General features: G+C 56.7%; 10 protein-coding genes. 3 read left to right on the top strand and 7 right to left on the bottom strand.

The genetic code is table 11. The features are described from left to right. The first annotated feature begins 16 nt into the window (after positions 1-16). On the top strand, positions 17-1,261 hold the full coding sequence (locus ACOTYN_RS06230) for a mechanosensitive ion channel family protein (RefSeq protein ID WP_071922521.1): 1,245 nt from the start codon (positions 17-19) through the stop codon (positions 1,259-1,261). Here the strand turns inward: ACOTYN_RS06230 and ACOTYN_RS06225 are convergent, their stop codons facing one another. From ACOTYN_RS06225 to ACOTYN_RS06210, 4 genes are all read right to left on the bottom strand, one after another. Beyond that, on the bottom strand, positions 1,262-2,233 hold the full coding sequence (locus tag ACOTYN_RS06225) for a LacI family DNA-binding transcriptional regulator (RefSeq protein ID WP_332956702.1): 972 nt from the start codon (positions 2,231-2,233) through the stop codon (positions 1,262-1,264). A 75-nt stretch (positions 2,234-2,308) separates the two neighbouring features. Further along, positions 2,309-3,451 (bottom strand): Gfo/Idh/MocA family oxidoreductase, encoded by a 1,143-nt coding sequence (locus ACOTYN_RS06220; RefSeq protein ID WP_332956704.1) that lies wholly within the window; start codon positions 3,449-3,451, stop codon positions 2,309-2,311. Then, positions 3,444-4,469 (bottom strand): sugar phosphate isomerase/epimerase, encoded by a 1,026-nt coding sequence (locus tag ACOTYN_RS06215; RefSeq protein ID WP_332956706.1) that lies wholly within the window; start codon positions 4,467-4,469, stop codon positions 3,444-3,446. The genes ACOTYN_RS06220 and ACOTYN_RS06215 overlap by 8 nt, the downstream gene beginning before the upstream one ends. A 15-nt stretch (positions 4,470-4,484) precedes the next feature. Continuing rightward, on the bottom strand, positions 4,485-5,720 hold the full coding sequence (locus ACOTYN_RS06210) for an MFS transporter (RefSeq protein ID WP_023332295.1): 1,236 nt from the start codon (positions 5,718-5,720) through the stop codon (positions 4,485-4,487). A gap of 206 nt (positions 5,721-5,926) precedes the next feature. Between ACOTYN_RS06210 and ACOTYN_RS06205 the strand changes: the two genes are divergently transcribed. Together ACOTYN_RS06205 and ACOTYN_RS06200 are read left to right on the top strand one after the other, a co-directional pair. Continuing rightward, the gene (locus ACOTYN_RS06205; protein WP_045281668.1) at positions 5,927-6,289 is read left to right on the top strand and encodes a type II toxin-antitoxin system RelE/ParE family toxin; all 363 of its coding nucleotides are present in this window, start codon (positions 5,927-5,929) and stop codon (positions 6,287-6,289) included. Next, positions 6,277-6,576: a helix-turn-helix transcriptional regulator gene (locus tag ACOTYN_RS06200; protein WP_332956708.1), complete on the top strand. Its 300-nt coding sequence runs from the start codon at positions 6,277-6,279 to the stop codon at positions 6,574-6,576. The genes ACOTYN_RS06205 and ACOTYN_RS06200 overlap by 13 nt, the downstream gene beginning before the upstream one ends. 110 nt (positions 6,577-6,686) lie before the next feature. Here the strand turns inward: ACOTYN_RS06200 and pheP are convergent, their stop codons facing one another. The 3 genes from pheP to ACOTYN_RS06185 form a co-directional block, all read right to left on the bottom strand. After that, positions 6,687-8,075, bottom strand: coding sequence for a phenylalanine transporter (pheP, locus tag ACOTYN_RS06195; protein ID WP_014882862.1), 1,389 nt, complete (start codon positions 8,073-8,075; stop codon positions 6,687-6,689). A gap of 102 nt (positions 8,076-8,177) precedes the next feature. Next, the gene (locus ACOTYN_RS06190) at positions 8,178-10,151 is read right to left on the bottom strand and encodes a PhoX family phosphatase (protein WP_332956710.1); all 1,974 of its coding nucleotides are present in this window, start codon (positions 10,149-10,151) and stop codon (positions 8,178-8,180) included. Positions 10,152-10,278: 127 nt separating this feature from the next. Continuing rightward, positions 10,279-12,462: a TonB-dependent receptor gene (locus ACOTYN_RS06185; RefSeq protein ID WP_071922524.1), complete on the bottom strand. Its 2,184-nt coding sequence runs from the start codon at positions 12,460-12,462 to the stop codon at positions 10,279-10,281. Between the last annotated feature and the right edge of the window lie 159 nt (positions 12,463-12,621).

Raw genomic sequence — 12,621 nt, 5'->3', positions numbered from 1 at the left:
CAATACAGGAGACGTTATGCAGGAATTAATTGCTCAGGTTGAAGAGTTAGACATTGAAATTAATCACACCACCTCTTTAGTGATTATCTTTGGTATTATTTTTCTTACTGCCATCATCGTTCATTTTATTCTGCACAAAGTCGTGCTGCGCGCATTCGAGAAACGCGCCCGGGCCAGCAGCCATTTATGGTTGCAGATCATTACCCAGAATAAATTATTTCACCGTCTGGCATTTACCCTTCAGGGGATAATCGTCAACGTTCAGGCCGTTCTCTGGCTGCAAAAAGGGAGCGAAGCGGCAGAAATGCTCACCACCTGCGCGAAGCTGTGGGTGATGGTGTATGCCCTGCTCTCCTTCTTCTCGCTGCTGGACGTCATATTCAATCTGTCGCAGAAAATGGCGACCGCCTCACAGCTGCCGCTGAAAGGGATCTTCCAGGGCATCAAGCTGGTGAGCGCGATTCTGGTGGGGATCTTAATTATCTCTCTGCTGATCGGTCAGTCACCGGCCATTTTGATTAGCGGCCTGGGTGCCATGGCCGCCGTTCTGATGCTGGTCTTTAAAGACCCGATACTGGGACTGGTCGCCGGGATCCAGCTTTCCGCCAACGACATGCTCAAGCTTGGCGACTGGCTGGAGATGCCGAAATACGGTGCCAACGGCACGGTGACGGACATCGGCCTGACCACCGTTAAAGTGCGCAACTTCGATAACACCATCACCACGATCCCAACGTGGGCGCTGGTCTCTGACGCCTTTATCAACTGGAGCGGCATGTCGGCCTCCGGCGGCCGACGCATTAAGCGCAGCCTGAATATCGATACCACCAGCATTCACTTCCTGGACGAGCAGGAGCAGCAGAAGCTGATTCAGGCGAAACTGCTCAAGCCGTATCTGGCCGCGCGACATGAGGAAATTAGCCTGTGGAATCAGAAAAATGGCGAAGGTGAATCGGTATTAGACCTGCGCAAAATGACCAATATTGGTACCTTCCGCGCCTACCTGAATGAATATCTGCGTAACCACCCGCGCATTCGCAAAGATATGACGTTAATGGTGCGTCAGCTGGCACCGGATGCCAACGGCCTGCCGATTGAAATATACGCTTTCACCAACACGGTGATCTGGGCAGAATATGAGGAGATTCAGGCTGACATCTTCGATCATATTTTTGCGGTGGTGGAGGAGTTTGGTCTGCGTATTCATCAGTCACCTACCGGGAACGATATTCGCTCCCTGGCAGGGGTTATAGCGCAATAATCAGGTACTGGCGCGGGAAATAAAGCGCCAGTCCATCATCACTCTTTCCGTGGGCGCCTCGGGGTTGTCGATTTTATTTAAGAGCAGGTCGACCGCCTTGCGCCCGATATCCCGCGACGGCTGTTCGATGGTGGTCAGCGAAATCATGTCCGCCAGCTCGGTGCCGTCAAATCCCACAACAGCAATATCCTCCGGCACCCGCAGCCTGGCCTGCTGAATGGCGCGCAGCGCGCCCGCCGCCAGCGTATCGGAGACGGCAAACACCGCATCCGGTGGATTACCCTGCAACAGATTTTGCATCGCCACCATCCCGGCGCGGGAGCTGAGATCGCTGGCATATTCAACCGCCTGATACTCCAGATCTTTTAGGTGGATCACGCTCTTATAGCCGCGCTCGCGCAGACGGGCATATTTATAGCTCAGGTCGTGGTTGATCATCGCGATGCGTTTGCGTCCACCGTCGGCAAGCTGGCTGACGGCATGCTGCGACGCATCAACGTCGTTAATCCCCACGCAGGAAACCGCGCCGGCATCGGCATATTCGGCACACTGCACCCACGGTGCGGAGCCAATCAGCGCGGCCAGTTCCGGCAGCTTTGAGAAAGCGTCCATGGTGATAATGCCGTCGACGATTTTGCCCGACAGCAGGCTTAAGCCCGAACGGGAACGTTCGATGTCCGACCCGGAGTTACACAGCAGGATCCGATAGCCGTTTTTCTCCGCCTCTTCTTCGATGCCCTTCACCACTTCGGCGCAGAACGGGTTGGCAATGTTTGAGACCATCACCAGGATCATATAGCTCCGGGCAGTACGTAACTGACGGGCCAGTAAATTAGGCTGGTAGTTGCTCTCTTTGATGGCCTGCAGGACGCGCTCGCGGTTTTTTGCCTTCACGGTGTCGCTGTTATTGAGCACGCGGGAGACCGTCGCCACGGAGACCCCGGCCAGCTGAGCGATTTTCTGAATTGACATAGCGACGACACATCCTGCGGTTAGCGTTTTGTGCAGGCTACCATAAATTTGTTGCCCGGCGAACCGGGCAACACGTCATTGCGCCACGCGTACCCAACGCTGCTGCTGATGACTTTTCACTATGGCATCAATGATATACATCACGTTTGCGCCTTCGTGGAAGGTCGCAAACTGTGGTGCCTCCGGCATCGCTCCCGCCAGCACGGCGCGGTAGAACTGCATCATCATATTTTTAAAGGCGTCAGGCCAGCCTTCGATGTGCCCGCCGGGGAAGTGTGCGCTGCTGGCCACGTCAGGGTTCATCAGGCCCGGATCATCGGTGAGCGTCTGATTTGCCAGCGCGCGATGGCCGATCCACAGCTGTTGCGGCACCTCCTGATCCCACGCCACTGACTGCTCGCTGCCGTTAATCTCAAACGTCAGGCGGTTTTTACGCCCGGCGCTCACCTGCGAGACGCTAAAGCAACCTTTGCTGCCATCGTCAAAGCGAAACAGCACTGAGCCAAAGTCTTCGGTACTGACCGGTGTGTTGGTATACGCCGCAGCCTCATCGTGGGAGAAGGTCTGATGACCGCCCATGCTGGCCTTACGTGTCGGCCAGACGATGGAGAGATCGGCCATGACCTCGGTAATGCGCCTGCCGGTCACAAATTGCACCGTATCGCACCAGTGGGAGCCGATATCCGCCACCGTGCGCGAAGCCCCGCCAAGCGCGGCATCCACCCGCCAGTTGTAGTCGGTTTCCAGCAGCATCCAGTCCTGTAAATAACTGCCGTGTGAGGCGAATAGCCGCCCGAGGCTGCCCGCGCGCATCATGCTCGCCGCCTGGCGCACCATCGCAAACTGGCGATAGACAAAGCTCACGCCGTGCACCACGCCAGCCTGCTCCGCCCGCGCCACCAGATCACGCGCCTCGTCCGACGTCATGCAGAGCGGTTTTTCAGAAAAGACATGTTTTCCCGCGCGCAGGATCTGACGGTTAATCTCCGCGTGCAGATGATTGGGCGTGCAGTTGTGCACCACGTGCAGGTCAGGAAGTGCGAGCAGTTCCGCCACGCTGGCGCAGGCGTGGGGCACGTTAAGCTGGCGTGCTTTTTCCTGCGCGTTGGCAAGCGTGCCGTCGCAGAGCGCCACCACCTGCACAAACCCGAGACGCCGCAGCGCCTCGATATGCGCCGGGCCGATAAACCCGCTGCCGACAATCCCGACGTTAATCATGGCTGCCCCCTGCCGCGAAGTCATCAAACGCACGCCCGGATACGGGGATGATGTGGCGGCGGATAAACTCGCTTCCCTCACTTGCGCCGGTATCACCATCTTTCAGGCAGCACTCCCACTCCAGCACCGCCCAGCCGTCATAATCGTACTGGGTCAGCTTGCTGAAAATGCCTTTGAAGTCGATCTGTCCGTCGCCGAGCGAACGGAAGCGCCCGGCGCGGTTGATCCACGGCTGGTAACCACCGTACACGCCGCTGCGCCCATTAGGACGGAACTCGGCATCTTTGACGTGGAAGGCTTTGATGCGCGCGTGGTAAATGTCGATGAAGGTCAGGTAATCCATCTGCTGTAACAGCATGTGGCTCGGGTCGTAAAGGATATTGCAGCGCGGGTGATTATCCAGAAGCGCCAGAAAACGCTCGAAGCTCACGCCGTCGTGCAAGTCTTCGCCCGGATGCAACTCAAAACAGACGTCCACGCCCTGTTCGTCAAAGGTATCCAGAATCGGTCGCCAGTGGTTTGCCAGCTCCTCGAATGCCGCCTGAAAACGCTGCTCGTTATGCGGCGGCCATGGATAGAAAAACGGCCACGCCAGCGAGCCGGAGAAGGTGGCGTGCGCTTTCAGGCCGAGTCTGGCCGAGGCGACTGCCGCCTGCTTTAGCTTTTCCGTTGCCCATGCCCGGCGAGCTGCATCATTACCGCGCACGGCGGCGGGGGCGAAGTGGTCAAACGCGTCGCTGTAGACCTCGTTTACCGCCACAAGCTGCCCCTCCAGATGGGTCGACAGCTCGCTGATGACCAGCCCGTGCGCGCCCAGCTTGCCGGTAATGTCATCGCAGTAGGCCTGGCTCTCTGCCGCTTTTTCGACATCAAAAATGTGCGGATGATTGCAGGGGATCTGCACCGCTTTGTAACCCTTCGCCGCCGCCCAGCCTGCCAGTCCGTCGAGCGTGTTGAACGGCGCTTTCTCGCCAATAAATTGCGACAGAAAAATGCCCGGTCCTTTCATCGTCCTCATAGCCCCTCCTGAACATTACGCCTTGTCATCGTCATACCTGAACGTGAGAAGGAAAATCAGCGCGATCGCCGCGGCAGCCACCGCCGGGATCCACCAGAATGTCACCCATGCCTGCGGCACGGTCTGCCCGGCTACCAGACGGTTATAAAGCGCGCCGGAAATCTGAGAGCCCAGCAGCATGCCGATGCCGTAGGTGAACATGACAATCATGCTTTGCGCCTGTCCTTTCACCTTTTCACCCGCCACGCGGTCGGTGTAGATAAAGCCGACGACGAAGAAGAAATCGTAGCAGACGCCGTGCAGCAGGATCCCCAGGTACAACAGGATGCGTCCTTCCTCGCTGACGCCCAGCGCGAACATGGCATAACGCACGAACCACGCCAGCATGCCGATCAGCAGCATGACTTTCACCCCCAGACGGCGGAACAGCAGCGGAATGACCAGCATGAAGAAGATCTCTGACATCTGCCCGAAGGACATGGCGGTGCTGACGTCTGCAATACCGGCATCCGCCAGATACGAGGCGGTATAGGCGTAATAGGTGCCAAGCGGGACGGAGATCAGCATCGCGCAGACGGAGAAGACAAAGAAATGGCGGGTTTTGAGTAGCGCAAAGGCATCGGCACAAAAGAGATCGCGCACCTGCACCGGTAGCCCTTTCGCTGGCGCTGGCGTGTGCGGCAGCGTCAGGCTGTAGAGTGCGAGCAGCAGGGAGCTGGCTGCCGCCACCTGAAAAATGGTGACGCTGGACGCCACGCCGGTCACGCCGATGAAAATTCCCGCCACGATCCAGCCGATGGTGCCGAACACGCGCACCACTGGGAAAGTTTTATCCACGTTCGCCAGGCTGTGAAATGCGATGTTGTTGGTCAGCGCCAGCGTTGGCATATAGCAGAGCGTGTAACCAAACAGCAGGCCAATCAGCAGCGCGCCGTTTTCGGCAATCAGCGCCCCCGGCACGAACCAGAGGATTGCCGCGCCCGCCAGGTGCATCACCGCCATCACCTTCTGCGAGGCAAAGAAACGATCCACCAGCATGCCGAGCACAAACGGCGAGAGAATGGAGGCGATGGGCCCGGCGGAGAACGCATCGCCAATTAACAGAGACATGTTGTGCCGGGTCATCACCAGGCCAAGCGTGACTGACCAGCTACCCCAGATGAAAAACTGCAGAAACATCATTAACGACAGACGCGGCACCAGCAGCCGGTGCTGTGTTATCGCCTTTTCACTACTTTCAGTTGACACCATGATAAGCCTCACCCGGAAAAAGTAATCGATTACAAAATGACAGCAAATAAAAAGTAATCGATTACAAAATAAAGATCCTGTGGATCGAAACAGAATTGGGAGGGGGGTCACGATAAAGGTCGATGTATGACAAAACGAGGCGTTCTGATTGTCACTATAGCCTAAAGGCTATAAAATAATATAGCGAGGAAGCTAAAGGAGAAACGATGTGGAATGTCGAGACAACGGACATATTTGATCAATGGTACTTCGAACAAACAACAGCATTAAAAGAAGATGTGCTAGCGATGATGCATATTCTTGCTGAGTTTGGCCCAACGCTTGGGCGGCCATACGTAGATACCGTGAAGGCTTCAGCCTATGCGAACATGAAGGAATTACGGATTCAACATGCGGGAAATCCCATCAGAGCTTTTTTTGCTTTTGATCCTGACCGTAAGGCAATTGTGCTCTGTGCTGGAGACAAAACCGGTTGCAATCAAAAACGGTTTTATAACGAAATGATTACGCTGGCTGACGTTGAGTACAGCAGACATCTGGCGGATAAGGAGGCCATATGGCAACGCTAAAAGAACTCATGGCACAACAGAGTGCGGTAAGTCAGGAGCGTATTGCGGCTAAAGTTGATGTAATACGCAGAATTGTTGCCCTGAACCAACTGCGGGAAGAGCTCAATATTTCGCAGACAGAACTGGCCGCGGCAATGGGGGTAAAACAACCCACTGTGGCAAAAATCGAACAGCCGGGAAACGATCCCCGGCTTTCAACACTCAAACGCTATGTCAGTGCGCTCGGCGGTGAAATGAGCATTGATGTGACGTTACCGAATGGGAAACGAATAGCGTTTCAGATTTGATATTGCACATTCAAAGCCGGGTGGCGGCTTCGACTGACCCGGCCTACAAAATAATAACGGCCCCGAACATGTAGGCCCGGTAAGCGAAGCGCCACCGGGCGAAAAACGTACTACTTTTTACGGGATAATTTAAACGCAATAAACAGGAACACCACCCACACTGGCAGCAGCATCGCTGAGAGACGCATCTCATCCATCGTGCACATCAGCACCAGAATCAGCCCCAGGAACGCGATACAGATATAGTTCCCCGCCGGGTAGAGCAGCGCTTTAAACTGCGTCTCGCGTCCCTTGCGTCGCATCGCCGCACGGAAGCGCAGGTGCGCCAGGCAGATCATTATCCAGTTCAGCAGCAGCGTGGCGACAACCAGCGCCATCAGCAGGCCAAATGCCGCTTTCGGCAGCAGGTAGTTGATCAGCACCACTAATGATGTAATCGCGCCGGAAAGGAACAAGGAATTAATCGGCACGCCGCGACGGCTGACGCGGGTCAGGAACTTCGGCGCGTTGCCCTGTACGGAAAGGCCAAACAGCATACGGCTGTTGGAGTAAACGCCGCTGTTATAGACCGAAAGCGACGCCACCAGAATGACGAAGTTCAGCGCCGACGCCACCACATTGCTGTTCAGATCGTGGAAAATCATCACGAACGGACTGCTGTCAGATTTCACTTCCACCCATGGATAGAGCGCCAGCAGAACCACCAGCGAGCCGATGTAAAACAGCAGAATACGGTACACCACCTGGTTGACCGCTTTTGGGATACTTTTATGCGGGTCGCGCGCTTCGGCAGCAGTAATACCAATCAGCTCCAGCCCGCCGAAGGAGAACATGATCACCGCCAGAGAGAGAACCAGTCCTTTCCAGCCGGTTGCCAGAAAGCCGCCGTGCTGCCAGAGGTTATCAATGGTTGCCCGCTCGCCGCCATGACCGGAGAACAGCAGCCACAGGCCAAAGCCGATCATCCCGATAATCGCCAGTACCTTGATCAGCGCAAACCAGAACTCGGTTTCGCCATACAGGCGCACATTGACGAGGTTAACTGCATTAATGATGATGAAAAAGGCCGCCGCCCAGATCCACGTCGGGACATCCGGGAGCCAGTACTGCATGTAGATGCCTGCGGCGGTCAGTTCGGCCATCCCCACCAGCACGAACATCACCCAGTAGTTCCAGCCGGAGAGGAAGCCTGCAAACGGGCCCCAGTATTTGTAAGCAAAGTGTGCGAAGGAGCCTGACACCGGCTCTTCAACGACCATTTCGCCGAGCTGGCGCATGATCAGGAAGGCGATAATCCCGGCGATGCCGTATCCCAGCAGTACCGCAGGACCAGCCATTTGAATGGCGGGGCCGATGCCGAGAAACAACCCGGTACCAATCGCGCCGCCGAGGGCAATTAACTGAATATGTCGATTTTGCAAACCACGTTGCAGCGTCGGATTCTGATCCGACGAGGCTTCAGCGCTACCATGGCCTGAAGCGGATGACGCGTCTTTCACGCCCTACCCCTGTCTCTTTTTTAGAAGGGGCACGTTTTAACACTTCATGCTGGTGGTAGCAAGTTTAACGCCGGGCCAGCGCATGCGCCCGGCGGATTAACGTCACGACCCGATGATCCCGCCGTCCGCTTTGACGATCACCACCGTTGACGAACGCGGGCGTCCGTTCGGGCTGGCGTCTGGCCAGTTAGAGACAGCACGCGGATTGGCCGGGTCGGTAATATCATCCCCGCCCTCTCCCGGATGCTGAATATTGATAAACAGCGTCCGGTTGTCCGGCGTAAACGCAATACCGGTGATTTCACACCCACGCGGGCCCGTCAGGAAACGACGAAACTCATTGCTGCCCGGAATGGTGGCCACCATCTGGTTATTGCCCATCCCCTCATACGCTTTTTTGTTGATCGTGCTGGAAGAGACGTCGGTCTGGATCCACAGAACACCCTGATGATCGAACGACAGACCATCCGGGCTGCCGAATGCCGCGCCCTGCATAGAGCCTTTGGCCTTCGGATCGTCGCTGTCTGTGCGCCCGCCCATGACCAGAATATCCCATTTAAAGCGTGCGGCGGCAGGATCGGCCCCCTCTTCGTGCCAGTGCATAATATGACCAAACACGTTATTAGCACGCGGGTTGGCGGCATCGACCGGGGCTTTCCCCTCTTTACCGCGATCGCTGTTGTTGGTAAGCGTACAGTAGAAGCTGCCGCTGGCATGCGGATCGACGGCTATCCACTCCGGGCGATCCATTTTCGTCGCCCCCACCACGTCAGCCGCCAGGCGGGTTTTAATCAGCAGATCGCCCTGGTTTTCAAAACCGTGGCTTTTATCCAGGCCATTCTGCCCGAAGATCAGCGGCAGCCAGTCGCCGCTTCCTTCTTCATTGAACCTGGCAACATACAGCGTACCCGAGGTCAGCAGCTGCATATTGGCCTCACGGTTCGCAGGATCGTATTTTTTGTCAGAGACGAATTTATAAATGTACTCAAACTTCTGATCGTCCCCCATATAGACCACCACGCGATTATCGGCGGCGAGCGTAACGGCGGCCCCCTCGTGCTTGAAGCGGCCAAGTGCGGTGTGCTTGCGCGGTGTGGAGGTCGGGTCGTAGGGGTCAATCTCTACCACCCAGCCGAACCGGTTAGGCTCGTTAGGCGTTTTATCGACGCTAAACCGCTCATCCACCTCGTTCCAGCGGTAAGATTCGTCGCTGTCGCTGATGCCGTAGCGTTTTTCGAGCGGATTGAGATCGGCTTTTTTGACAAAAATATCCGACCAGTTCTCCTCGCAGGTGAGGTAGGTGCCCCACGGCGTGTGGCCGTTGGCGCAGTTTTGCATGGTGCCCAGCACGCGCTCCCCCTGCGGGTCGGCGGCGGTTTTCATCAGGGGCTGATGCCGCGCCGGGCCGGTAAGCTGCATCGGCGTATTGACGGTGATACGGCGGGCATAAGAAGACGGGCGAACCACCTCCCAGTCGCTGCCCGCTTTTTTCACTTCCACCACCGACACGCCCATCGCGTTCTGCCCCTTGCGGGCTTTGTCGAGGTTCCAGTTCGCCATACCGTCCGTAAACAGCATCCCGTTATCGATGTATTCATGGTTCAGCGCCAGCAGACCATGTTCCGGGTTTTGCTCCCCCTGCGGCAGGCTAAACCACGCCATACCGTCGTGGTGCATCCCCGCCTGCACGGCCTGTTCGTCGGTCGTGTTGCTGGCATCCGGCTTAAATGCCGGCATGTGGTCTTTGATGCCCGTCGGGTCACCCCAGCGATAAAACGGGCGGGCAATATAACCTTCCGGCACCCTCACCGTATCGTCCGTGGAAACGGGAATACTGGTAAACCCAAGCGACACCGCTTTTGCCAGCGCGGACGGCTTCGATACCGCGGCAATGGCGCTATCAGGTTTGATCAAAAAGGGAAAGGAAACGGCAGCACCCGCCACGGCGCCCATCTGGAGAAAACGACGGCGGGAGAGGAAAACCTCTGCAACCTCGGAGAAAACCGGGTTAGCGCTGCGGTTAGTGATGTCGTCGCGATGTTCTTTTTTAAAAACGGATTTGAGGGGTCTGCCCATAGCGGCTTCCTGTCATTGGCCAAGAGGTAAGGAGTTGGCGAACAGTGTAAGAAGCTTTTGTTACAATTTTATAACAGGATAACGGCGGGATTGGGGCGTCCCTGCCCCGGATAACGAGGTGGAACGCTTAGAACTCGTAGCCCACCGAGACCTTAAAGGTTCGCGGTTCGCCCTGAGTGATGTAGGTACCGGAATCGTCCACGCTGGCCCAGTAGTTTTCATTGGTCACGTTGTCGATGCCTGCGCGCACGGTCATCTGGTTTGCATTGTGGTTCAGCGCGAAGCGGTAGCGCATGCCCAGATCCAGCGTGGTATAGCTGTCCAGCTTTTTGCTGTTCGCGAGATCGGCATACTGCGTGCCCGAGTGGTTCACGCGTGCGGTGGCGGTCAGGCCGTCAACTGGCTTGATGTCGTACTCTGCCCCCAGCACGGCATAGAAGTTCGGCACGCCAATCGCATCGTTGCCTTGATTCACGCCGTTTTTGGTTTTGGTCAGCTCGGCCTGCAGCCAGGTGGCGCTGGCGTTCAGGCGCATCCCGAGCATGGGCTCGCCAAAAACGTTGAGCTCTACGCCACGGTTACGCTGTTCAGCGTCCAGGCCGTAGTGATTGTCATCGTCGAGGATCGCCGATGGCATTTTGATCTCAAACAGCGCCAGAGAGCCGCCCACGCGTCCAAAGTCTGCCTTCAAGCCGACTTCATTCTGTTTAGAGTGAACAATACCGGTACTTTGGCCGTAGTTGGTGGCGGTGTCCGGCGCGGTTTTTCCCGGCTGCAGCGCTTCGGTGTGGTTGGCGTAAAGGGAAATCTGCTCCCACGGTTTATAAACCACGCCGTAGGTTGGCATCCAGCGGCTACCGTCGAATCCGTCCGCGTCGTTTTCCGCACCGGTAATTTTGTTATACCCGCGGATGACCACTTTCTGATGACGCGCCCCCGCGGTGAACAGCAGCTTGTCGTCCAGGACGCCCAGCGTATCGCTCAGCAGCCAGCCCTGAGTACGGGTGCGCCCGCTGGTTAGCGGATCGCTGTATTTGCCACCTGATCCATTGAAGTTGGAGCTGTCCGGCATATCAACGCCGGTGTTGTGGTAGATGTTGGTGGTCGGGTTATCCTTCGTCGCAGACATTTTCCACGCGATTTTTTCGTTTTTGGTCGTCGCCGAGTACCCAACGTTCACCTTGTGCGACACAAAGCCGGTATTGAAATTCCCGCGAATGCCCGCCATCCCGCTAACGGAATCGCTAATGCGGTTAGTATCCAGACGGCTGACCGTGGCTTTGCCGCTTTTGTCCAGCAGCTTCGGCGCGCTGTAGATCCCTTCTTCGTGCGCGTGCTGCGCGCCCAGGCCGGTATAGGCGGTCCAGTTATCGGTGATGTCGTATTCGCTGCGCCACATCCCAAATTCGTTTTCGATATTGCTGTAGGCCCACTTCTGCGAGAAGTTACGATCGTTTTTCGGCGGTTCAGGCACGAAATCCACCGCCGAGATGTTGACGCTGGTCGGGCTGCCGTGGAAGGTTTTCTTCTGATAGCCCAGGTCCAGCGAGGTGCGGACGTTGTCGCCGTTGTAATCGAGACCGGTAGAGAGCAGCGTGGTGCGGCGACGGTCGTTCGGTACGCCGGTTTCCCCTTCACGGTGGACCAGGTTCACGCGCGCACCGAACTGGTCGCTGTCACCAAAGCGACGGCCTGCATCCAGCGTGGTGCCAAACTGCGAATCTGAGGTGTAATCCACGCCCACTTTTGCCTGCGGGGTATCGCCCGCATGTTTCGGCTCAAGATTGATCATCCCGCCCACGCCAGAGCTTGCCGCACCGTTCATCAGCGCGTTGGCGCCTTTGAAGATCTCAATACGGTCAACCATCTGCGCATCCACCACCTGACGCGGCAGTACCCCGGACAGCCCGCCAAACGTCATGTCGTCGCCGTCAAACTTCAGGCCACGAATGCGGTAGGTCTCCGCGCTGTTACCGTATCCCTGAACGTACTGCACGCCCGCATCGTTGGCGACCACGTCAGCGATGGTTTTCGCCTGCTGATCTTCCACCAGCTTCGAGGTGTAGCTGATGATGTTGAACGGCACGTCCATGGCGTTCTGCTGGCCCAGCATCCCCATGCGCCCGCCGTTCGCCACCTGCCCGTCAAGAAAGGCCGGTACCAGCTGGTCGCCGCCGGGTTTAAAGTCGCTGGCAGGTGCAGCCTGCACAACAAGCGTATCTTCTTTTTTATCATCCACCGCCTGGACGGAATGTGTCACCGCCCCAATGGCGAGCGCCAGCAGCGTTTTGTGTATTTTGGTGTTGTCCATCGTTAACTCATTTGAAAGTGCGCGAAAAAATGACCCGTTGTCGGGCCTTAGAATGTATTAACTGCAATGCAAATGAGAACTATACGCATTATCTATGCATTGGCAAGCGTCACGCGTTCATGAAGGGAGGTAATGAGGACGATGGGGAACAACCACCCC

Source organism: Enterobacter cloacae complex sp. IR5458, from assembly GCF_049238025.1.
In the GTDB taxonomy this organism is placed as follows: Bacteria; Pseudomonadota; Gammaproteobacteria; order Enterobacterales; family Enterobacteriaceae; genus Enterobacter; species Enterobacter kobei.
Note: the sequence above shows the minus strand (reverse complement) of the source record. Positions and strands in the feature narration are given on the sequence as shown.